Origin of the sequence: Enterobacter sp. ECC-249 (assembly GCF_043965265.1) — a bacterium.
Taxonomy (GTDB): Bacteria; Pseudomonadota; Gammaproteobacteria; order Enterobacterales; family Enterobacteriaceae; genus Enterobacter; species Enterobacter quasiroggenkampii.
In genome coordinates this window covers 2341906-2362316 of the sequence record NZ_CP143660.1, presented here as the reverse complement: position 1 = coordinate 2362316, position 20411 = coordinate 2341906, and the positions used below count along the sequence as shown (strand labels likewise).

Annotated in this window: 19 protein-coding genes and 1 pseudogene; 4 read left to right on the top strand and 16 right to left on the bottom strand. The window is 52.1% G+C overall.

The genetic code is table 11. The annotated features are described in order from the left end of the window. Positions 1–109: 109 nt before the first annotated feature. Positions 110–1660, bottom strand: a complete 1551-nt coding sequence (locus tag V1587_RS11340; protein ID WP_395314334.1) for an EAL domain-containing protein — start codon at positions 1658–1660, stop codon at positions 110–112. Between the two features lie 206 nt (positions 1661–1866). Here V1587_RS11340 and V1587_RS11335 point away from each other — a divergent pair, with 206 nt between their 5' ends. After that, entirely contained in the window at positions 1867–3366 is a 1500-nt protein-coding gene (locus V1587_RS11335; RefSeq protein WP_371897727.1) for an EAL domain-containing protein, read from the top strand. A 290-nt stretch (positions 3367–3656) separates the two neighbouring features. Here the strand turns inward: V1587_RS11335 and V1587_RS11330 are convergent, their stop codons facing one another. From V1587_RS11330 to V1587_RS11320, 3 genes and pseudogenes are all read right to left on the bottom strand, one after another. Next, positions 3657–3902 (bottom strand): DUF2543 family protein, encoded by a 246-nt coding sequence (locus V1587_RS11330; protein ID WP_371897728.1) that lies wholly within the window; start codon positions 3900–3902, stop codon positions 3657–3659. 74 nt (positions 3903–3976) lie between these two features. Next, positions 3977–4324, bottom strand: a complete 348-nt coding sequence (locus V1587_RS11325) for a DUF1304 domain-containing protein (protein WP_371897729.1) — start codon at positions 4322–4324, stop codon at positions 3977–3979. Between the two features lie 77 nt (positions 4325–4401). Continuing rightward, positions 4402–4572, bottom strand: a pseudogene (locus V1587_RS11320) (NADP-dependent isocitrate dehydrogenase); the annotation flags it as partial. Between the two features lie 221 nt (positions 4573–4793). Between V1587_RS11320 and V1587_RS11315 the strand changes: the two are divergent. Then, complete coding sequence (locus V1587_RS11315) at positions 4794–5465, top strand: SOS response-associated peptidase (protein WP_395314333.1); 672 nt, start codon at positions 4794–4796, stop codon at positions 5463–5465. 184 nt (positions 5466–5649) lie between these two features. Then, positions 5650–5898 carry a hypothetical protein gene (locus V1587_RS11310; protein ID WP_395314332.1) on the top strand — a complete coding sequence of 83 codons (249 nt, stop codon included), beginning with the start codon at positions 5650–5652 and terminating at the stop codon, positions 5896–5898. 139 nt (positions 5899–6037) lie between these two features. On the opposite strand, the gene V1587_RS11305 is transcribed toward V1587_RS11310, so the two are convergent. The 3 genes from V1587_RS11305 to V1587_RS11295 form a co-directional block, all read right to left on the bottom strand. Next, the gene (locus tag V1587_RS11305) at positions 6038–7306 is read right to left on the bottom strand and encodes a Y-family DNA polymerase (RefSeq protein ID WP_395314331.1); all 1269 of its coding nucleotides are present in this window, start codon (positions 7304–7306) and stop codon (positions 6038–6040) included. A 2-nt stretch (positions 7307–7308) separates the two neighbouring features. After that, positions 7309–7728 carry a translesion error-prone DNA polymerase V autoproteolytic subunit gene (locus V1587_RS11300; RefSeq protein WP_020884462.1) on the bottom strand — a complete coding sequence of 140 codons (420 nt, stop codon included), beginning with the start codon at positions 7726–7728 and terminating at the stop codon, positions 7309–7311. A gap of 229 nt (positions 7729–7957) precedes the next feature. After that, on the bottom strand, positions 7958–9544 hold the full coding sequence (locus V1587_RS11295; RefSeq protein ID WP_395314330.1) for a tail fiber domain-containing protein: 1587 nt from the start codon (positions 9542–9544) through the stop codon (positions 7958–7960). 126 nt (positions 9545–9670) lie between these two features. Here V1587_RS11295 and V1587_RS11290 point away from each other — a divergent pair, with 126 nt between their 5' ends. Continuing rightward, positions 9671–10033, top strand: coding sequence for a hypothetical protein (locus V1587_RS11290; protein WP_047364318.1), 363 nt, complete (start codon positions 9671–9673; stop codon positions 10031–10033). Here the strand turns inward: V1587_RS11290 and V1587_RS11285 are convergent. The 9 genes from V1587_RS11285 to V1587_RS11245 are packed head-to-tail and all read right to left on the bottom strand — an operon-like array spanning position 9998 to position 20406. Further along, the gene (locus V1587_RS11285; protein ID WP_047364317.1) at positions 9998–10639 is read right to left on the bottom strand and encodes a hypothetical protein; all 642 of its coding nucleotides are present in this window, start codon (positions 10637–10639) and stop codon (positions 9998–10000) included. The genes V1587_RS11290 and V1587_RS11285 overlap by 36 nt on opposite strands. Beyond that, the gene (locus V1587_RS11280) at positions 10636–10944 is read right to left on the bottom strand and encodes a hypothetical protein (protein ID WP_395314329.1); all 309 of its coding nucleotides are present in this window, start codon (positions 10942–10944) and stop codon (positions 10636–10638) included. Before V1587_RS11280 ends, V1587_RS11285 begins: the two co-directional genes overlap by 4 nt. Then, a complete protein-coding gene (locus V1587_RS11275; RefSeq protein WP_395314328.1) occupies positions 10938–14510 on the bottom strand; it encodes a host specificity protein J in 3573 nt (1190 codons plus the stop codon). Before V1587_RS11275 ends, V1587_RS11280 begins: the two co-directional genes overlap by 7 nt. Before the next feature lie 42 nt (positions 14511–14552). Then, positions 14553–15170: a tail assembly protein gene (locus V1587_RS11270; protein ID WP_048993969.1), complete on the bottom strand. Its 618-nt coding sequence runs from the start codon at positions 15168–15170 to the stop codon at positions 14553–14555. Beyond that, positions 15163–15882, bottom strand: coding sequence for a C40 family peptidase (locus V1587_RS11265; protein ID WP_395314327.1), 720 nt, complete (start codon positions 15880–15882; stop codon positions 15163–15165). Before V1587_RS11265 ends, V1587_RS11270 begins: the two co-directional genes overlap by 8 nt. Before the next feature lie 2 nt (positions 15883–15884). Next, positions 15885–16622: a phage minor tail protein L gene (locus V1587_RS11260; protein WP_395314326.1), complete on the bottom strand. Its 738-nt coding sequence runs from the start codon at positions 16620–16622 to the stop codon at positions 15885–15887. A 55-nt stretch (positions 16623–16677) separates the two neighbouring features. After that, positions 16678–17016, bottom strand: coding sequence for a phage tail protein (locus V1587_RS11255; protein WP_048980334.1), 339 nt, complete (start codon positions 17014–17016; stop codon positions 16678–16680). After that, positions 17013–20150 carry a phage tail tape measure protein gene (locus V1587_RS11250; RefSeq protein WP_395314325.1) on the bottom strand — a complete coding sequence of 1046 codons (3138 nt, stop codon included), beginning with the start codon at positions 20148–20150 and terminating at the stop codon, positions 17013–17015. The genes V1587_RS11255 and V1587_RS11250 overlap by 4 nt, the downstream gene beginning before the upstream one ends. Beyond that, positions 20134–20406, bottom strand: a complete 273-nt coding sequence (locus tag V1587_RS11245) for a phage tail assembly protein T (RefSeq protein WP_010429901.1) — start codon at positions 20404–20406, stop codon at positions 20134–20136. The genes V1587_RS11250 and V1587_RS11245 overlap by 17 nt, the downstream gene beginning before the upstream one ends. Positions 20407–20411 lie beyond the last annotated feature (5 nt).

The window sequence follows — 20411 nt, the reverse complement described above, 5'->3', positions numbered from 1 at the left end:
TCACGCCTGATATCCCTGGCTGACAACTCTTGTCACTGTAACAAAGCTCAGGATAAGAGGAAAATGAATTGCACTTAAGCATACAACAGAAGCTCGTCTTAATTTCGTTTTACAAACTTACCGTCTCCCGGGGCTTAGATAAAATGACTTTAATAAAATCGATATACGAGACGGGTTTACCAAAATAATAACCCTGCAGCAGGGTAATCTCATTACGGTTGAGATACTCCAGCTGCTCTTTCGTTTCTACGCCTTCGGCCACGATCCGCAATGAAAGTTTTTTCGCCAGGTCAATAACGCAGTCCAGCAGGATCGTTGAGTCCTTCTCCTCTGATACCCGGTTAACAAAGCTTTTATCAATTTTAATATAATCTATGGCAAGCGCATTGAGACATGACAGCCCGGAATACCCTGTACCAAAATCATCCAGGGCAATAACAAAACCGGCGTTATGCAGCGCGTTGAGGTTTTCCACCAGATGAGGATTATCGATCAACGGTTCACGTTCGGTCACCTCAAGAACCAGCTTCACGGCTTTACCCTGAAACCCCTTGCCGAAGATTCGGCAGTCACCGATGAAAGAAGGGGCATTGATGTGTCTGGCGCTGATGTTCACCCCGATATGGAACCCGTCCGGCAGCTTAGGCAGGAGCGGCTTAAGCTGTGTGACCACTTTCGCCATCAAGCCTTTGGTCAGCAGAATAATCAACCCGCTACGTTCAGCTATCGGGATAAAGACGTCCGGCGGGATAAAGCCTGACTTAGGATGCTTCCACCTTGCCAGGACTTCAACACCGTATAACCCGCCGGTATCGCCGTTCACGATCGGCTGGTAATAAGGCACGATCTCTCCCTGCAAAATGGCCTTACGCAAATCGTCTTCAAAGGTGGTGCTTTTCCCCTTGTAGCGGCGGATCAAAATGCCCACCGCCACGGATAGCGCGAGAATCAGCAGGATCAGGCTCCATCCCTGTTGCAGTAGCCGCGTCAGGCTAAAAAAGGCAGGCGGTTGCCAGGCCAGACTAAAGGGGAAGAGCGAAGAGGTCGTCAGTGACCCCGCCCACGAGGCCGCTTTCCAGCCGGTCACATCACCGTTGCGCGTAAACATCCTGTCGCCGACAACCAACCCGAGCTCAACGCTGTTTGATGCGTTCGCGATGACGTCCTGCAAATGCGCATCACTGACGCTGACGATGACGCGCCCTCCCGCGATGGGCATCTGGAAGACAAGCACCGGGATGCCGTTCACCAGTCGATTACCGGGTAGCAGCATTAATTTTTGTTCAGGTAACGTCTCCGGATGCACAATCAAAACGCCATTCCCGGGAAGGGAAGTACAGATGATTTTCCCCTGCTGCTGGATCATGATGGCGCGCAGATGCGGTTTGAGCGCGGCTTCTGTCCCTAGCGCCAGCTGTCCGCTGCTGCTACACCCCTGCTCCGCAACCCGCTTCGCCGTGCTGGCCGCGCTGACGGCTTCCGCCAGAATGCTCTCTATTTTCTGGGTGCTTACCGTGGCGGTATGAACATTATTCATTTTCGCCATCTGCCATAACTGCCAGTTAATAATCAGTATGCCGATCAGAAAAAGAAACAAGGCACTGAGAACAGGGATCATCACGTTACGCACGATGTTTTCCTTAATAGAATAAACAAGCATGGAGGATCGGAAAGAAGAACCCGTGGTTTACCCGGCGTTGCTTATCACAATAAAAATAGCTTAGCTGAGAATTGTCTTAAAAAACTGATGCTTTCGTATGAGTTCCCTCGCTCAAATTTGCCCACCCGACGTGACTATCAGGCTTGTGCCTTGCCCTGGCTGTGTTAAGCTTTGTGAAATCAGGGAGCGGACAGGATAACTGGAAAATGAAAAAGCGCATTGCCGTTGCGATCGTTTCAACGCTTCTGGTCATCCTGTCTCTTTATGCGGTCAACGTGGTTATCATCGGTCAGCAAAAAACCAAACAGCTTGAAATATCCCAGACCCTTTTACATTATTCAGAAGATCTGTCCCAAAGCGTGGCGCTGGGCCTCAAAAGCATAACGACGCAGGGATGTGATAAAACCAGCCTTGATAGCTACAGGCAAATAAAGCTTAATAACCTCTATTTCAGCGATATCGGTTTTATCGAAAAGGGAAAAATTGTCTGTACAGCTTTTTGGGGTAAACTCGCGACGCCCGTTCCACTTCCTGCGGAACTGCATAAAACGCCGAGAGGTTTTCTCCTGGCGCAATTTTCCAGAAAAGACTTTTTCACAGGCAATGCGGCAATTTATAATAATATTATTATCTTCACCTCCCGCTATGCTTACGATAAATTCACCCCGGTTACCGCAAGCTATTCTCTGAGCGCCACCACGAAGGATTTTGGCCGGACCTTTTTTTCAGCCGCCCCGGAGCTGAAGCCGCGGAGCTGGCTGCATGCGACATTGTTCACCCTGACCATTACACAGTGCAGCGCCTCGTGGGATTTATGCGTGATTGTAAAACACCACGATGCGGGACTGGCCTCGCTCCCCCCGTTTATCTTTACGTTTCTCGCGGTCATACTCTTTTTTATCTGGGTCGCGATAACGTTATTTATCTTCCGTCTCTATGAAGACCGTTTTTCACTGGAACGCACGCTGATCAAAGCCGTGATAACGAATACCTTCAGCGTTAATTATCAGCCCATTATTCGTATTCGCGATCAAAAAATCGTGGGAGTAGAAGTTCTTTCGCGATGGCGCGATCAAAAGCACGGAGACGTCTCGCCGGAGCTGTTCATCCCATTAATTAAGAAAATCGGTCTGTATAAAAAATATTACAGCAATATTATCGGGAAGTCCCTTTCAGAAATTGCCCCGCTGGCGATTAAGCATCAGCTGATCGTTTCAATCAACGTTGGGCGAAAGGAAATTGAAGACGGACAGTTTATTAACATTTTGCGTCGCGAGTGCTTAGCCAATCGCCTCCCCCTTTCCTTGATGAAGGTCGAGCTTTCCGAGAAAGCCGTTTCCGCGGCGGATATCCTCGAGGGGTTCTGTCAGGAACTGAAGTCGCTTGGCGTTAAAATTTCAATCGATGATTTTGGCGTGCAAAATTCAAATCTGGCCCGGCTGTCGCAGCTTGAATATGATGAAATTAAAATTGATAAGTCGCTGGTGGATGGCATCAGCGAGCATTATAAGCAAAACATCTTTGTTATCTTCAGCGATGCCCTTGCGAAGTTGAATAAAACCCTTGTTTTCGAGGGCGTGGAAAATGAAATTCAATATTGCTTCATTGCGGACAGATATCCCGATGCCCTTATCCAGGGTTGGTATTTTTCAAAAGCACTCACCCGGAGCGAGCTGGCGAAGCGACTCACCGGCGTCGCCCCGTAACCAGAAGCCTGCCATGCGCGTTTTTTTACACTCAGGCATTTCTATTTTTTCCGCCAAAACATATAGTCGTCATATTCAGACGGTAGATTACCCTGAAGCACACTCTTATTTTGGTTAAAAACGTGAAATTATCCTTACTTTTTCCAGTGGTACTGTTCTTTCTGATCGTTATTTTCGCGCTGCTTATCGATAAACCCGCTTCTCATATTCTGCGGAAAAAATGCATGTGGTCCGATAGCGTGATGCTGAGCTGTATCGCAAAGCATCAGCATAACGGTTTTTGAGGCAGGCTATTCATTTCCCCATTGATTGAGGAAGTTCGCGACATCATCAATGCGACCCGCACGGATCCCGGCTTCAGTGGCCATCTCCTGCTGGGCTTCCTCGCTGATCTCTTCATTATTCGCTAAGCGGGTGAGCAGCAGCTGGAAATAGTGCGCCAGCGCGTCGCGCTCAGACTCCGCAACTTGCTCAGCGGCTTCCGTCGCGTACTCATCGGCAATGTCATAATATTTCAGGGGGATATCGTTATTCATAACAGTCTCGTCTCAGGCCTTTAAGGGTAACGTCACGAGTATATCGGACGCGTTATCTCAACCAAAGCATTGCTTCAGATGAGTAACGCAAGCAGCGCTGCGAGCGCGGGCACGGCCTGTACATACAAAATTTTTCGGCTGGCGGTGGCCGCGCCAAAAAGTCCGGCAATCAACACGCAGGCCAGGAAGAAGATGGCCACCTGAATCCCCTTTTCGCCGAGCCAGAGGCTCCAGAGCAGACCGGCTGCCAGAAAACCGTTATACAGCCCCTGATTTGCAGCCAGCACGCGGGTGTCGCGCGCAAACTCGGGACGCAGATTAAAGGCCTTATGCCCTGTTTTGGTATTCCACAGGAACATTTCCAGCACGAGAATGTAGAGATGAATGAGTGCAACGACAGCGATAAGGACAGTGGCTAACATCGTGTTGTCTCCCGCAGGCAGAGGCAAAAAAAACGGGAACCCTCAGGCCCCCGTTCTTGTTTAACCCAGAATCTGGATTACATGTTCGCGATGATCGCGTCGCCAAACTCTGAACATTTCAGCAGCTTAGCGCCTTCCATCAGACGTTCGAAATCGTAAGTTACGGTTTTCGCGTTGATCGCGCCTTCCATACCTTTAACGATCAGGTCTGCGGCTTCGAACCATTCCATATGACGCAGCAGTATTTCATTAAATCATTCATGATGCATTGATTTTTCAGTTAAAAATTCATAATTGTCGCGTTCATCACACTTCATTGACCACGAGCTAACCTATTGATTAATTACAATGATTTTTGGGTTTTGATAACCACTTTTGGCTTTATTAATTAATCTCTTAATGGGTTCGCTGCTATCCTCCTTCGCTCCCTGCCCTATACTTTGAGTCTGACACTTGGCTGGAGGTTTCTATGTGTGGACGTTTTGCACAAGCCCAAACTCGTGAAGAATACCTAGCGTATCTCGCCGATCAAGCCGACCGTGACATCGCATTTGACTCGGAACCAATTGGACGCTACAACGTTGCTCCTGGTACAAAAGTCCTGCTGCTTAGTGAACGTGATGAGCAACTGCACCTCGATCCGGTGTTCTGGGGTTACGCGCCAGGGTGGTGGGATAAACCGCCACTGATTAACGCGCGTGTCGAAACTGCGGCCACCAGCAGAATGTTTAAACCTCTCTGGCAGCACGGTCGGGCAATTTGTTTCTCCGATGGATGGTTCGAATGGAAAAAAGAAGGCGTAAAGAAACAGCCATACTTCATTCACCGGGCAGATGGAAAGCCAATTTTTATGGCAGCGATCGGCAGCACGCCATTTGAGCGTGGCGATGAAGCAGAAGGTTTTCTCATCTTGACATCGGCTGCTGATAAAGGGCTTGTCGAAATCCATGACCGCCGACCGCTTGTTCTATCACCTGAAGCTGCAAGGGAATGGATGCGCCAGAGTGTGGGCGCGAAAGAAGCGGAAGAGATAGCTGCCGATGGTGAAGTGTCCGTCGACAAGTTTATCTGGCACACCGTTTCGCGCGCTGTAGGAAATGTGAGAAATCAGGGTTCAGAGTTAATCGAGGCGGCCAACTAAAGTAAAAAGATTAGTTATTATTTTCGCTGAGAGCGGATTTTTTACGTTACATGCATGATTGTTAAAGATTATTTTACGGCAAACAATCCATCTCATTGAGATTATGATAAATTAGCCACCGTAGTTTTGCTATGAGACCTTATTTCTCTTACTAGATAAAATTTATCTTCATGAAGGAATGCATATGAACAGTAAAAGTGTTGACCTTAAGGCTGCCACAGAAGAACTGGTAAAATTAGTTGAGAAATTGCAAGTACAAGAGCGTGCATACGACGAAGCGATTGAACATTCTGTAAACTATATGGGATATGATGAAAAAATAGAAAATGTCAGGGACGAAAGGGCTAGAAGTGCGTTCGAGAGTGTCGAAAAAGTCAAAAAAGAGATAGAGAACCAAACAAATTTAATTGCTGCATTTGTAAAGAAATCTTAACAAATCTCATACTACCTTTAAACAGCTGGCCTCGCGCCAGCTACCTTGTTAACCATAACGTCTTTAAGGTACATTTATCAAAATGATCTTAAATCCTATGTATATTATTGATATGCAAGGACAAAACCATCCGATAAAGTTATCTAACCATGAGAAGATCAGAATACCTTGTAGTGTACCTCGGCGAAAGCATCTCGCGTTTCATCTGCCACCGTTGCTGAATGCCCTGCCCCGCGAAGTAGAGCGTTCCTTTCCCGTCTTTCGCGTTCAAGTGATCAAGTACTTCCATTAAGCGGTCACTTCCAGCACGCGGCGCGTTCTCGTCGAACAAATTAATCTGGGCCACACCTTGGCTGAAGAAGTCACCCAGCATTATTCCTGCCTTCTGGTACCGGTGACCATCCTTCCAGATTTTGTCCAGGCACTTTACCGCGGCGTTGATAATGTCTCGGGAATCCTGAGTGGGAGTAAGAAGTTTCATGGATGCACTATTACCGTAATATGGCTCGTTAAGCGCAAAGGGAGAGGTTTTCACGAATGCGGAGATAAAGCGGCAATACTGATGCTCGCCGCGAAGCTTTTCGGCGCCACGCGCCGCATAGCTGCAGATAGCCTGACGCATCAGCTCATACTCAGTAACGCGTTCGCCGAATGACCGACTACAGACGATTTCCTGCTTTGCCGGTGCAAACTCCTCCAGATCCAAACATGGTTCGCCGCGCAGCTCCCGGACAGTTCGCTCCAGGACGACATTAAAGTGCTTTCGAATAATCCACGTACTCTGCTCAGAGAGGTCCAGAGCCGTTTTGATGCCCATGGCGTTCAGCTTCTTGCTGATGCGCCTTCCGACTCCCCATACGTCTTCTACCGGCACTATAGCCAACAACCTACGCTGCCGATCGACATTTGACAGGTCAACTACCCCGCCCGTCTGTCTCTGCCATTTCTTGGCTGCGTGGTTTGCGAGCTTCGCCAATGTCTTTGTCTGGGCAATGCCAACACCGACCGTCAGGTGCGTACGCTTCAGAACTGTAGCGCGGATTTCTTTCCCGAAGTCTGTCAGGTCACGACAATTTCGAACACCAGTCAGGTCACAAAAAGCTTCATCGATGCTGTAAATTTCGACGCGGGGGCTCATTTCCTCCAACGTTGTCATTACCCGGTTCGACATGTCAGCGTAAAGCTCGTAATTGCTGCTGAAGCAAACAACGCCAGCCCGCCGGAAAAGCTCTTTTTGCTTAAAGAACGGCTCTCCCATAGTAATTCCAGCGGTTTTGGCCTCGGCACTGCGTGCGATTACACAGCCATCATTATTCGAGAGAACGACAACCGGGCGCCCTCTCAGGTCAGGCCTGAATACGGTCTCGCATGATGCGTAGAACGAATTCACATCACAGAGCGCAAACATACTCAGCTCGCCGATTTGACGATGAAAGTAACAACGCCGAAAACGTCCAGCGTATCTTCGCTGCCTACAACAATCGGACTGTAGGCGCTGTTCATAGGATTGAGCTGCACGGTCGGGCGTAGCTGCAGGCGTTTAACAGTAAATTCCCCTTCCACCGCGGCGATGACAATGTCACCGTGCTCAGCTGTGCGCGAGCTGTCCACCACCAGCAGATCACCATCGCTGATCCCGGCTTCGATCATTGAATCACCTGCGGCTTTGACGAAATAGGTGGAGCTCGGATGAGCGACAAGTAACTCATTGAGATCGATACGCTGTTCAACGTAATCAGCCGCGGGACTTGGGAAACCACACTGAACTAAGTCACTGAAAAGCGGGAGAGCGATAATTTCTCGCAGTTCTGTTGGCCTGATGAATTCCATTGCACACACCTCAAATACTGTTTTTATATACAGTAGTTTTATTTGTAAGTGTCCGCAAGATACAGGCCCTATCGTCACTGCTTAAAGCTTCGCCGTTTCGTTTCTAAGTTTCTCTCTCGTTTCGAATTATCTCTTTTGTAAATTTTTCGATAATGGCAGAGTGTAAGTAGACCTGAGTGAGACAAAGCCAGTTGAGTACCAGCACGGGCTGCGGCTGAAAGCTAAGACTTTATGATTCCGCTATTTTTAGCTTAAGCTCCTGGAGCTCTTTCTGTGTTGTCTGCAGCTGTTTAATGACGTAGTTCAATGCCAGCACGGTATCAAGCATGATGACGTTGTTATCTAGTGCCAACGTATCATCAGCATCAACCCTGTTTCCTTCGCTATCAAACTTTGGCGCAGCAGGGACCAGCTTTACGTACTCACTATCAATCTTCATGACGTCCTGAGCGATTACACCTCGGCGAACCCTCTCACGAGGATCATCGTTGTAGACGTAAGTTGCTGGCAGGAATTTCCTGATATTCTCGTATGACTGATAACCATCATCATATTTAATATCGTGCTTCAGCGTAATGTCACAGTTAGGCTGCTTCTGGAAAATATAGTTACCGGAAAGATTTCCACCAGCGTTGGCGTATATATCACCGTTTGCTGTCGTGAATTGAAATATACGTTGTCCGGCAGAACCACCATCCCCGAGCGTTGTTATTGCTACATCCGCCCACGAACTAGGCCCGGTAGCTATAGAACCAAGCCCTACTGTTGAAGAATATCCACCACTGCATTGACTATGCCAGCGGGCAAAAGGAATAAACCCTGCATCATTATTAACGGATACGTTACCTCGGAAAAAAGAGATATTTCTTTGCCATGTGTTAATGTCTGACCATGAGCCACCATAACCAGCCCCATCAGCTCCACACGAAGATGATTTGAATCTCTCATCGGGGTAAAACAAAAATGAACCCGCAGTACCAGTTCCGCTATTAACATTTAACTGCGCTCTGTCTAAATTAGTCCCACTCCCCCGAACGCCGCCAAGAGACCAGTTCCCGTTATACCAGGCCCCTCCCACAGCGTTTACATAACTTCCTACAGTCCCATCCCCTGTGATGTTGTATAGCTTAACAGTCTTATCACCACCTTCCTGAGTAGATACGCCAATGCTGCTACCCTGAGTTACCATCAAACTGCCGGTAACATTTCCCCCTGTTTTTTTATCGACAGTATTCAACCGCGAATCATCCCCGGCCGCCACGGTTCCGGCAGCCGTTCCAACGTTCCTTGTGGCGCTGTTTCCCAAACCGAGGTTTGCGCGAGCGTCAGCTTCAGTCTTTGCCCCAGTCCCGCCCTGTGCAACAGAAAGCGCAGTAGTGAGCCCTTTCAACTCGGTGATATCGCTGTTGGGCCCCTTTCTGGCAAGCGCGCCAATACTTGGAATATTAACGGAGGTTCCGTTGATGGTAACGGTGATGGTCTGGTTTGCTGAGGTAGTGGCGAATGTCTCCCACGCGCCAATGTTCTCGTCATACTCTTTGATAAGCTGCGACATCGCCTGTGCCAGTCCGTCGACAGAGATATTGTCGGACACCAGTATTCCATACTTCTGGCCGCTCAGCGCCGGGGAAGCAGCAGGCGTAACCGTCATTGACGTGGCGCTGTTCACAGATGAAATCTGGAACATCTGCACCGGGTTAGACATGACGATGATCGTCTGGCCAGCGCGGACCTGGCTGGCTGGCGCAGTCCAGTTCGTACCCGTTCCGGTGGCGGTATTTCCGTTGATAGCAATAGTGCCGGTGTTATAAAGCATGAACTACCTCTCAATAATAACGATCGTTTAAAGCGATCAATAATGTAAAATTGATCGCTCTTATCAATCTGACTAATTTTTAAACTCGAATAAAATGGATATTCCCGCAGATACAGGAATGTAGAAATGAAACGATTATTCGCCGTGGCACTTTTGCTGGCGGCTGGCTGTGCCGATAAAGACAGAGACTATGCCTTTAAAATGGATTACCCGGTGGATGCGGCGCGCTTATCTCTGGGGGGAGATATTCACGTAAATATCGACTGTGCCACGAGGGAAGTTAACGTAATTTCAGACAGCAGCAATGGCATTTTCAGCCGACATATAAATAAGCGGTTCAGCAACATCTGTTATAAGAAAACGGATAAGCTTGATGTCGTATACCGCTTCGAACCTGCAAAAGGTGTTAAGCAAAACATGATCGCTACTCAATACCCACGCGTCCCGCCAGTATCAAATTCCGACAAACTGAGCGATGGGAATTCGTAGCCCTCGCCCCTGAAGTGTCTGGCTCCAGTTGCGCTGATTTTTTGAGATGTACCTCCCCTGCAGCTGTGAGCCTGTCCATTTGAGTGCGATTCCTGAATAACCAACGACAGTTCCGTCGTCACTGAGGTTGCCTGGGCAGTTGTTAACCAGAATCCACGGATCAAAACTCAGGTTTATCGCAAAGGTATTGTTCTGCAGATCGTAATTGGCAGGCACGTCGAAAAAGCCCACCACGCGAGGCATTTTCGATGCCGAGGCGGCGCTCCAGATAAGATTCCCCGCGCTGTCGAAAACATCCATATATCCGCTCTGCATTCCAACGTTTCTGGACGTGCGTATCATGCTGCCCGCATTGTCTTCCAGAAGGTCAGCGCCTGGTAAGCCATACTTATTAATATCCAGCTGCAGCCAGCGCAAATTCCCATCATTCCAGAATTGCGGCTGGGTAATGCCCAGTGTGCTTCCGTTTCCGAACGGGCTATCCACGCGGTAATAACCTTTGTCAGTCACTGCACCGAGCGCACGCTGATCATAAAAAAGTGTCGACCTGTTTTGTGAATCAACCAGCAATTTTCCAGCGCTGTTATAAACTTCGAATCCACTCATTGAAAGTTATAAACCTCCAGATTAAGAGTTATCGAAATACTGCCACCGCTCGGTAAATAAAAAACGGTAAAGCCACCATTAAAAGCCCGGCAATAATATTCATTTATTACTCCTGCCGAACTCGCCGATACGATTGATATAAATGACCCGTCCTGCGTTACCCCGGAAAAGGAAACGTCCTTAGCCGTTTCCCCCGCTGCAAATGTTACAGACGTGCTTCCAATATATCGGATAGCATAATCACTTAAATCAACGGCAATACGGCCTGCACCGTCCCAGCATTGCAAACCCTGTGGCATTACCATAACCCCATTCTGACGCGCAGCACGTTGTTGCTGTCGTAGATACGAATGAGGGTGCTGGATATCAGCATCCTCCCGCCCCCGGCAACGCCGTTAATTTCGAACGTTCCACCCTTATCAAGCTTCCAGCCTGCAGAACCAGCCACATAGTTATTCGACTGGATATAGTTGCCGATTTTGGCGTTCTCAATGGTGCCGTCCTGGATGAAGCTGGCCCGGATGAATGTCTGCCCGTTCTGGATCACGAACGGCAAAGCCACGCTGTTACCGGCCGCCGTGGTGACTGCGAAGCGATCTGCCAGGAAGATAACCTGCGACTGCATGCCGGATGGCGTATTCTCAACGCCGATCCCCATCCCCGCGGCGTAATACTGCCCGTTGCTGGAGACACCAACCTTGATGTTGTACATCGCGCTGAGGTCGCCGTTTACGTTCGCTATGGCCTGAGCGTTGGTGGTGATGGCTGAGGTATGCCCGTTCACCGTCGCCGTGATGCTGTTTACCTGCGTGGCCATAGCCTGCTGGTAATCGGAGAACGTCTGGTTCAGGCTGTTGATGGATGCCTTGTTGCCGTTAACGTCCGTCTGCAGACTCAGCAGCGAGCGCGCCGTTGCCTCCCTGTCGTTGACTATCACTTCATCAATGCGGTCCAGATTCGCGCTGTTGCCAGCGACCGATGCAGACAGGGTTTTACGCGCAGCCACCTGCGCCAGCCCGTTCTGGATAATGGCAATGGCTGAGTTCTTGACCCCGCCCGTCATGCCGTCCATAGAAACGCTGATGTTGTCGATTCGCTGGCCTAGGGCGGTATCAGCCGTCGCAACGGTCTGCTCAAGCTGACTGAGTGAAGACGAAACATTCCCGACCGTGCTGGAAAGCTCATTAACGCTGGTCTGAACTTTCCCGACGTCCTGGGCATTTTTGGCGATATCTTTCGCTTGCTGCTCCAGTTCGTCGTTGGCCTGTTTGATATCGTTAGCCATGCCAGCAATTTTTTCGTTGCTGTCCACCGCGTTCTCGATCAGGTCTTTGAACGTTTCCGACTCTTTCATATCCTCCAGAATGTCATTGGTTATTTCGCTGACATCTATCGAGGACGTGCCCATGACCCAGTCGGTCCAGTCCCCGGCGTTACCAATACGGTCAATCAGGCGCGCGCGGTACCACTGGCGAACGCCGGCAGGCATGGGACCATGCTGATAATCTGCAGCCGGGTACGGCACCAGGACCAGCAGTTCAGGATTGGCGTAGTCGGCAGTTGTGGCGCGCTGAATCTCTGTATAGGCCGTGTCGCCTGAGCCATCCGGAAATTTCCAGGTCAGATCGATATGCCAGACCACATCTTCGGTCACCAGGAAGTTGAGCGGAGTACCCGGTTTTCCCGTTTTACCGGAGAGATAAGTTGTTTCACCGTATCCCCATGGTGAAGACGTATCCTGCGCATTCAGCGCCCGGACGCGCACGTCATAGCTGCCCGAATAAATGCCCTGAACCGAGAAACCCTGCGCGCTGGTAACCGGAACGTTTATCCAGTCCCCGTTGTCCTTACACCACTGGCCAACATACCTGATTGCGCCCTCTACCTTATCCCATGACACGTCCAGTCTTGCTACAGTCAGGCCCTGAGACACATGATCGCTCTCAGTCACCACGATATTCTTCGGAGCAGACAGGACGCTTATCGGCGTGACGGTAATCGGGGGCGACTCGACCCGAACGCCGTCATCGATGTAACGATATTTGTTTGGATCGTGCTGAACGGCCGTAATAGTGAAACCGCCAGTGCTGTCGTCGTTAGCCGCGATTGAGGTGACCCTGAAGTACTGTATTGCGAGGTTATCACTGTCTATCGCCCAGACAGCGCCCGCCACAGGAACCTGACTGAATGCCGTAGCCACCGTCACCGTTTTTTTATCGGCGCTCACCGCACTGATTGTCCGCGTCTGGGCTTTTCCGTCGGGAAGGTTAACCACAAGCCGGTCTTTCGCCGCGTAGTCTATTTCTCGATCGAGGGTAATCTGGCGGCCATTGACCGCGCTTATGCGGCCCCCGTTCTCCTTACCAGAGCGGAAAGGATCGGCGACACCGATAATTTCAGCGGGCAGAGGGATATAACCGTCCAGCCCCACGCCAAACGATACAGTCCCGTCTTTGGCATTGGAGAGCAATACCCAGCGACCGCGTCGGTGCGCTTCACTTTGCGAGGTGCAGCCGATTGCGGTGAGGGACGTCTGCCGGACGTCGTAACGTTCTACAAGCGCAGAATCGTAAACCCCCTCAACGGTATCGCTGTAATGGTTCTGCGGATCGGACCAGGACACCAGGCAGGAGCTGTAGCGATTCTTGTATGAGCCGCCCGCATAAGTAAACAGCCCATCGATAACGTTTGAGACGTTATAAACCCAGTCAACATCGTCCTGCGGGACGTCTGCCTGGACATAAATCTGATCGTTGCCCCAGAACGTTATTCCACGAAATACCGCGGCGAGATCGTTAAGTACCTGCCAAGCGTCCTCCTGACTCTGAATGAAAACGTTGCAGGTGAAACGCGGTTCGGTGCCACCGGCGCCGTCGGAAACCATTTCGTCGCAATACTGGGCGATTGAATACAGCGCCCACTTATCCACCATGGACGCATCCACGCGCGTGCCCATGCCGTAAATTTCATCCAGAACCAGATCGTAAAAAATCCAGGCAGGGTTATTGGACCAGGCCATTTTGAACCCGCCGGACCATGAGCCAGAATAGGTTCGGGTTATCGGATCGTAATTATCCGGAACCTTAATCAGCTTGCCTTTTATCTTACAGGTCACTTTCGGCGCGCTGCCGTTGAACTGGCTGCTGTCCACTTCGACATACAGGAGCGCGGTTAAAGGATAACGAAGCTTGCTGTCGATGACTTCCGCATACGAAAACACCTTGAAGGCGTTAACCAGTTTCGAATTTGATCCGCTGGTATCAGCCGTAATACGCCTGACCCTGACAGACCAGCCGGACATGGATTTTGGCAGATCGATACGGTGGTCACGCTGATATTCCGTCGTGGTCTTTCCGTCAAACTTGCCGTTTACAACCGTTTTCCAGGCGCCGCCGTCCGTTGATAAATCGATCGCATACTCGGTGACCGTGCCCACCATATCGCCATTATCTTTATAGAGATACTGGACCGGAAGGCTGAGCTTGATGCGGATGGCATCCAGGGAAAGGTTGGTAAACTGGCGCGTCCAGGGCGCGGTGGTGGTGACAGTTGTGCCCACCGCCAGCTCGTTATCGACCTGGGGTATCCCGGCAATATAGGTCTGGTCCTGTGTGCCCTTGCGGAACTCCCATTTCACGCCGCTGAAGTTGTATTCCCCGCTGTCGTTTGCCAGCGGCGTATCGTTGAGAAAAATGTTCTGAGCGGTCAGGTCGCCCTGAATTTCCCCCTCAGAAACGGCAATGAGCATTTTTAATTTTGCGACCGACAGCAGATCGTCAGGCTGCTCAACCGGAGTATGTGAACTGCCACCTCCCCCTTTGGCACCCTGCAGGATGGTTTCTTGTTTAAGAAGCTGCATTTTCTCACCCATAAAAAAAGGTGCCGAAGCACCTTTAAGTTAGTGGCCGCTGGCCTACTGCTGATCGCTCGAGTACATACCGGCGCTGACTATCGCTCCCCCTGCCTCGATCAGACCGTAGGCCAGGGGGACAGGATGCCCCATAGCGACCGTATTAACCGGTGCCCCGAAGGCGTAGTTAGGCGTGTTGTCCGTGCTGGAGGATTTACCCGCGCCGAAGGATGGCTGGGGCGTGAGCATCTGGACAACGCCACCCAGCATCATTGACACCCCGACCCCGGTCAAAATTGACGTGGCGCTGATGGCTGTTGCACTCATCGCCGCCCCCCAGGCAGCCATACTCGCACCCGCGGTAAAGAATGCAGCGACCAACGCAACGGCACCGACAACTATCTGCAGGACGCCAGAACTTTTGGCCCCCTCATAAACGGGCACGATCCGGTACACGCTTCCACCGCGGGTCATATCAAACTCTTCCAGCCCGATATTGTTGTCACCGTTAAAAAAGGCGAAACGGATCCCCTTCATATGAGCTTCCGACATATATTTTTTGAATCCGGGAACCTGTGAACACATGGCCCTGAGCATTTCGCGCAGATCGGCAACATCAAACTGAACGCGTTTACCGAATTTTTTAGCCATTTTCCCTTCGAGAATAAGCGTCTTAACCATGCATTCTGTCCTTATGCCTGACCACCCGGACCGTTCTGTCGCGATAATATTTTCCATAAGGCGTCCGCGAAGAAAGGTGCCCGAAAAGATGATGGAGAATGATGTTGTCACCCACATATACTGCGGCGTGATTAGTCACCGATGCCTGCACGCTCATCATGATGATGTCCCCTGGCTGCATTGCACCAGCGGCAATCTCAACAAATCCCTCACGCTCCCAGTTGTCGTCGTAGAGCCGTTCCTTGCCACTCTCCCACCATTCGTAAGGTACTGAATAGTTCCCGAGAACAATGCCGTATTCGCGCAGATAAAATTCACGGATAAGCGACCAGCAGTCGGCGTACCCCAGTACCCACTGCCGCCCGGCATAATCCCGGTCATCACGCGGGGAAATCGTACAAAAATCCCCGTCCGGCCAGGACATGATCCCCCACTCAATCCCCGACCAGTCGCACTGGATCCGGTCCAGCTCCGAGGGCACCAGCCGAACCACATCCGGATGGGAATGAATGAGCATGATGATCTCACCGCGCGCGCGGGCAGCGAGCTGATCTTCCGGGGAGAGCGTGAATGTCTCCTCGGGCTTATCTGCAATGTTGCGGCAGGGAATATAGATTTGTTGCTGGCCTGACTGAACAATCAGACCGCAGGCTTCTTTGGGGTATTCAGCAGCGACGTGCTGACGGATAGCATCCAGCAATTTTTCACGCATCTTTATTTCCCCTGCAGGTTAGCGGCCGGAAAACCACCGAACGGCAGCGGCGCGTCCGGGCCGTGACGATCCTGACAATCCTGCCGGCGGCCGCCACAAACGTCTTTCGACGGGTCATTGGTCGGCATACCGTCTTTGGTAAAGTATTTCGTGCCGTTGTAATCGCATCCGGTCCCGCTTCGGTACCAGCCCCGCATACACCAGGTGCAGACAGGAGTAATCTGCCGTGTCGGCAGCTGCAGGCTCTGAATATCGAAAGGAGAACACAGCTCGAAATCAACCTGTACCCGCGTCTCTGCGGTTTTAGCATTGACGTAAAAGAGCTGAAGGCGCTCATCGGTCGGGCTGGCACCCGGATTACCGTTTTTCCAGTTGGCGGCATCGAGATACTTCGAAAGCGTGGTATGGATTTTGACCTTAGCCCTGACCATATCGTCATATTCAAGACACAGCGCGGTGACATAGTTTCCGACATTCCCGACGGACAGCGTGGGCGTTGGCTGGGAACCTGTACTCGACAACTCCATCCCCTTCAGTTCGTAGGGATGGGGATCGTACTGGTTTCCCTGCCAGATAATGGCGGGCAGATTTTCTGCAGCGAAGGCTGCCCACCCCTCTTTCTGAATATTGTGCGCATGGAAACGCAGCACCTGATCCATACCGAATTCAGTGCCGTCGATCTCAATCAGCTGAATAACGCTACCGGGCTCAAGCTGTTGGATGTCTGCCGTAAAACTCATACTCCCTCCATAAAAAAAGCTGCCCGGAGGCAGCTTTCAGTGTTTGTCGAGAAAATCAGGGCGCGAACGCCTGTTCAAAAGTGAAGGCCACTGTGGCTTTTTTCCCGGTAGGGAAAGAAACGCTGAACGAATCGGCCTTCATTCTGAACAGCTTTTTTTCACCCCATGGCGTGGTCCACCAGAACGATTTAGTAACGTGAGACATCAGAAAAGCGCGCAGCGCAGCCGCCTCCTGTCTGGTGCCCGTCCAGTCCAGGTTCCACGTTTCCTGTTTGTCGTTGATACCCATCCCTGCTATCTGTTTGTAGCCATCCCCGAACTGGGTCTGCAGCGTTCGGGCTGTTTCAGTGCCCTGCGCTGTTTTTCGCGTGCGCCAGGTAAACGTGTCCGTCACTGTGTCCTCCTCGAATAAAGCACGCCGCCTGCGGACATTTCTTTTTTCAGTCGCTCGGTGATTGTCTGCTGAACAATCGCCTGCAGCTGTTTCGCCGTCCCCGTGGCGTTCGCCTGATTTATGCTCCCGTCACTCCCCTGCTGGCTGATGCTGACTGGGGCATAAACACTGATCCCGCCCATGCCATTACCGGCTGCGCTCCCGCCGCCGACCAGACCACCCAAGGCATACCCGCGCATCAGGCGATAGAGATTAGCCACGCCGATGCGGCTGGTTGATTCTTTGGTGAAGACGAATTCCCCGCGGTGAACGATACCGGCTGGCTCGTACTTGCCGCCGTGCCCGGTAAAACCGCCCACGTCAAAACCCTGTGGCCGGTATGACGGGACCGCGAATGACTGACCTGCAGAGGAGGTTTTCGCCCCGCCGCTAACCCAGCCCATTGCGCTCTGGATGGTGTACGCCACCAGCAGCTGGTTGATAACGGACACTATCATTTTAAGGATCGAGCTGGTGAAGTCCCTGAAGCTCGCCTTCCCGGTTGTCGTCAGGCTAGTAAGCTGGCCCGCCAGCCCGCTGAACGTAGCCTGCGAAATCTGCTGAACAGAGCTGAAAACGTTTGTCGCAGAATCCTGATATTCGGCCCAGCCCTGTTTCGCACCGGCCAGCCAGTTTGCGCGCAGGGCATCTTCAGCCTCAAACGTCGCCCTTTGCTCTTCGAGAACCTTTTGCTGCGCCTGAGGGTTGTACGAATAGCTTTCGCTGAGACGCTGCAGCGTAGTTTGTCGCCCGGCTTCCCGGGTGGATACCCCTTCAGACTGAGCCTGCAGGCCCGCCCTGGCGGCTTTTTGCTGCTGTTCAAACTTCACGGCCTGATCGGCCAGCTGGTTGAGCTTTTGCTGACTGGCAACCTTATCGCCCAGGTCGGCCAGTTGCCGCTTGTACTCGAGCGTTTCTTCCTTGTGCGCCAGCAGGGATTTTTCCTGCGCCGTAAGCTGACGACGACCAGCAGCCTCCTGCAGAACGGTGAACTGATTTTCAGTTTGCCAGAGGTCCTGACGCTGTTTGCTTATGACGTCGTTTATGCTGGAATGCTGCTCGAGCGTTTTAAGCTGGGCCTGAAGAGTGAGGAGTTCGGCCTGGGCCTTTTCTTCGGCCTTGTCTCCGGCGGGCGTTGAGTAGCTTTTGCCTTTCGGCGTTTTTGGATCCTTCCACTGCTTTTCAATCCCGGCGCGGGCAGCGGCAATGTCCTTTTCAGTCCACAGCGTGGCGATGCCGTCTTTCGCATCCTGGCGGTTTTTCTCAATAAGCTGACTGAGCTTTTTCTCTGCTGAAGCCCGCTTTTCTGCCGCCGTCGCGCCGGACTCCACCAGCTGGTTAAACTGCTGCTGGTTGCGGATTGCCTGAGCCTGCAGATCCGTCCGCATTTTTTCCCGCGCGGCTGCCAGCCCTTCCTGAGCGTATTGCTGATCGGCAATATCGTAGGCCTGCTTTTTCAGCTCCACCTGCAGGCGCGCGTTTCTCAACCTTTCCGCATCAGCTTTCTGCAGAACGTTGTTACCGGCATAATCCGGGTCGACTTTAAGATTGCTGGACAGCGCGCGGTACTCTTTCTCTGCTGCCTGCCATTCAGCAAAAGAGTCCTGGCGCTTCATCGCGGTGTCAGGATTACGCCCGACGCCCAGCATCGCATCCCACGCACCGGAGGCGGCATTCTTTACCCAGTTCCAGGCTTTTTCGAGGGATCCGAGATTATCCTCGACCGCACCGGCGCGCTGAATGACCGCGTCGGAATATGCCCGCATTGCCAGCTCGGCAGCTTTCTGCGAATCCCCCAGCGCCTGAGCAGAAGCTATCTGTTCATACTGGGTGGCCGTCAGAAAGTGAAGGGAATCGTTGAGCGTAGCGACCGCGTTAACCGGATCATCCTTCAGGCGTTTAAACTGATTTATGGTTTCGTCAACGGCCTGCCCGGTAGCCTGCTGCAGCCTGGCGGCAACATTGCTGACCATGCTGACGTCATTCCCGCTGAACGCGCCGCTTCCAACGACCTGCGCCAGCACGCCTGCAGCGGCATGCTGCATGATGCCATTACCGGCCAGCGAGCGCGCCAGCGCCTGAAGCTGCCCTGACGTTTTCCCTGCGTGGTTCCCGGTCAGGATCAGCTGCCTGTTAAATTCCTCAGACTCTTTGCTGCCGTCATACCAGGCCTTACCCAGCCCGAATACCGCCGCGGCAATCCCACCAACCAGGCCGGCGATCCCCAGGCCGCGCAGTGACAGCAGCTGGTCTATCCATCCTGCCCGGTTCGCCAGCGTGATCCCGGAGCCGCGCAGCGCACCGAAGTTACCGCGCATGACCTCGCCGATAAGTACCCCCAACTCCTGCCGGGCAGCAGCACTTTGCAGCCCCAGACCGTGAGTGGCCACTTTGGCAGCTTCAAGCTTGCGGATACAGACCTCAGCCGCATCGCTGGCACCGACCTGCGCCGCCTTCATGCGTAGCAGCTCGGTACCTGAGAGCTTTTGCTCTGCAACCTGTTGCTTCAGCTGGCTGAGGAATCGCGTACGCGCGGCGGCCGATTTCTCCTCCACGACCTGCAGTTCTTTTTGCCGGGCCGTGGTGCGGGAAATAAGGGCGAGATAATCCTGCTGGGTTATGTTGCCCTGTGCCCTCGCTGCGCGAAAGCGCGCCTGCACGTTCGCAAGCGACTGTGTCTCACCATTAAGCTGGCTAACTCCGTCAATCTGGCGGAAAAATGATGCCGCCAGTTCATCCTGTCGACGGGCAAGCGCTGCGGCCTGCCCGTCATTCTCACGCATGCGCTGATTAAGCTCGGTCACGCGGAGGTGAGTTTCATCAACGGACCTGGAAACGTTCTGCCAGTCTTTGGTCAGCCCTTCCATTGCGGCCGACTGGCGGGATTTCATATCTGCGGCAGCCGCCGCGCCAGCGTCGCCCACGGTTTTAAACGCAGCCGCCTGCCGCTCGGAAGCGCGCTGCATTCGCGTCTGGACTTTTTCAGAGTCCTCAGCCATCCCGGTGAGCTGGCCCTTTATGCGGGCAACCTGCTCACTAAACGTGGCGCTGTCGACGTCAAGGTTGATGACCAGATCGCTAATCTGCTGGGCCATATCGGATACCTCCTGTTATCCCCTCAGCGGCGGCCATCAGCGCATCATCATCCGGCTCGTCATCGCTGATGACGATACCGGAAGGAGAAAGCAGGCTGAAATGTGCGGGGGTAAGTTCCGGGTCGCGGAAGAAAAGAGTGGAGATGGAATAAAGCAGCTCTGAGAAATGCGCATCGAGCTGCGCGTCCTGAAAATAATGCTCCCGGTAGAACTGGTGCCAGTCGCCCAGCTCACTGGAAGTCATTCCAGCCAGCATGGCGC

Coding starts and splice junctions, on each gene's coding strand:
- V1587_RS11290 (WP_047364318.1), top strand. CDS start 9,671: ATGAAACGATTATTCGCCGTGGCACTTTTGCTGGCGGCTGGCTGTGCC.
- V1587_RS11315 (WP_395314333.1), top strand. CDS start 4,794: ATGTGTGGACGTTTTGCACAAGCCCAAACTCGTGAAGAATACCTAGCG.
- V1587_RS11245 (WP_010429901.1), bottom strand. CDS start 20,406: ATGCTGGCTGGAATGACTTCCAGTGAGCTGGGCGACTGGCACCAGTTC.
- V1587_RS11300 (WP_020884462.1), bottom strand. CDS start 7,728: ATGGAATTCATCAGGCCAACAGAACTGCGAGAAATTATCGCTCTCCCG.
- V1587_RS11330 (WP_371897728.1), bottom strand. CDS start 3,902: ATGAATAACGATATCCCCCTGAAATATTATGACATTGCCGATGAGTAC.
- V1587_RS11250 (WP_395314325.1), bottom strand. CDS start 20,150: ATGGCCCAGCAGATTAGCGATCTGGTCATCAACCTTGACGTCGACAGC.
- V1587_RS11295 (WP_395314330.1), bottom strand. CDS start 9,544: ATGCTTTATAACACCGGCACTATTGCTATCAACGGAAATACCGCCACC.
- V1587_RS11310 (WP_395314332.1), top strand. CDS start 5,650: ATGAACAGTAAAAGTGTTGACCTTAAGGCTGCCACAGAAGAACTGGTA.
- V1587_RS11285 (WP_047364317.1), bottom strand. CDS start 10,639: ATGAGTGGATTCGAAGTTTATAACAGCGCTGGAAAATTGCTGGTTGAT.
- V1587_RS11260 (WP_395314326.1), bottom strand. CDS start 16,622: ATGAGTTTTACGGCAGACATCCAACAGCTTGAGCCCGGTAGCGTTATT.
- V1587_RS11280 (WP_395314329.1), bottom strand. CDS start 10,944: ATGGTAATGCCACAGGGTTTGCAATGCTGGGACGGTGCAGGCCGTATT.
- V1587_RS11325 (WP_371897729.1), bottom strand. CDS start 4,324: ATGTTAGCCACTGTCCTTATCGCTGTCGTTGCACTCATTCATCTCTAC.
- V1587_RS11265 (WP_395314327.1), bottom strand. CDS start 15,882: ATGCGTGAAAAATTGCTGGATGCTATCCGTCAGCACGTCGCTGCTGAA.
- V1587_RS11270 (WP_048993969.1), bottom strand. CDS start 15,170: ATGGTTAAGACGCTTATTCTCGAAGGGAAAATGGCTAAAAAATTCGGT.
- V1587_RS11340 (WP_395314334.1), bottom strand. CDS start 1,660: ATGCTTGTTTATTCTATTAAGGAAAACATCGTGCGTAACGTGATGATC.
- V1587_RS11305 (WP_395314331.1), bottom strand. CDS start 7,306: ATGTTTGCGCTCTGTGATGTGAATTCGTTCTACGCATCATGCGAGACC.
- V1587_RS11275 (WP_395314328.1), bottom strand. CDS start 14,510: ATGGGTGAGAAAATGCAGCTTCTTAAACAAGAAACCATCCTGCAGGGT.
- V1587_RS11335 (WP_371897727.1), top strand. CDS start 1,867: ATGAAAAAGCGCATTGCCGTTGCGATCGTTTCAACGCTTCTGGTCATC.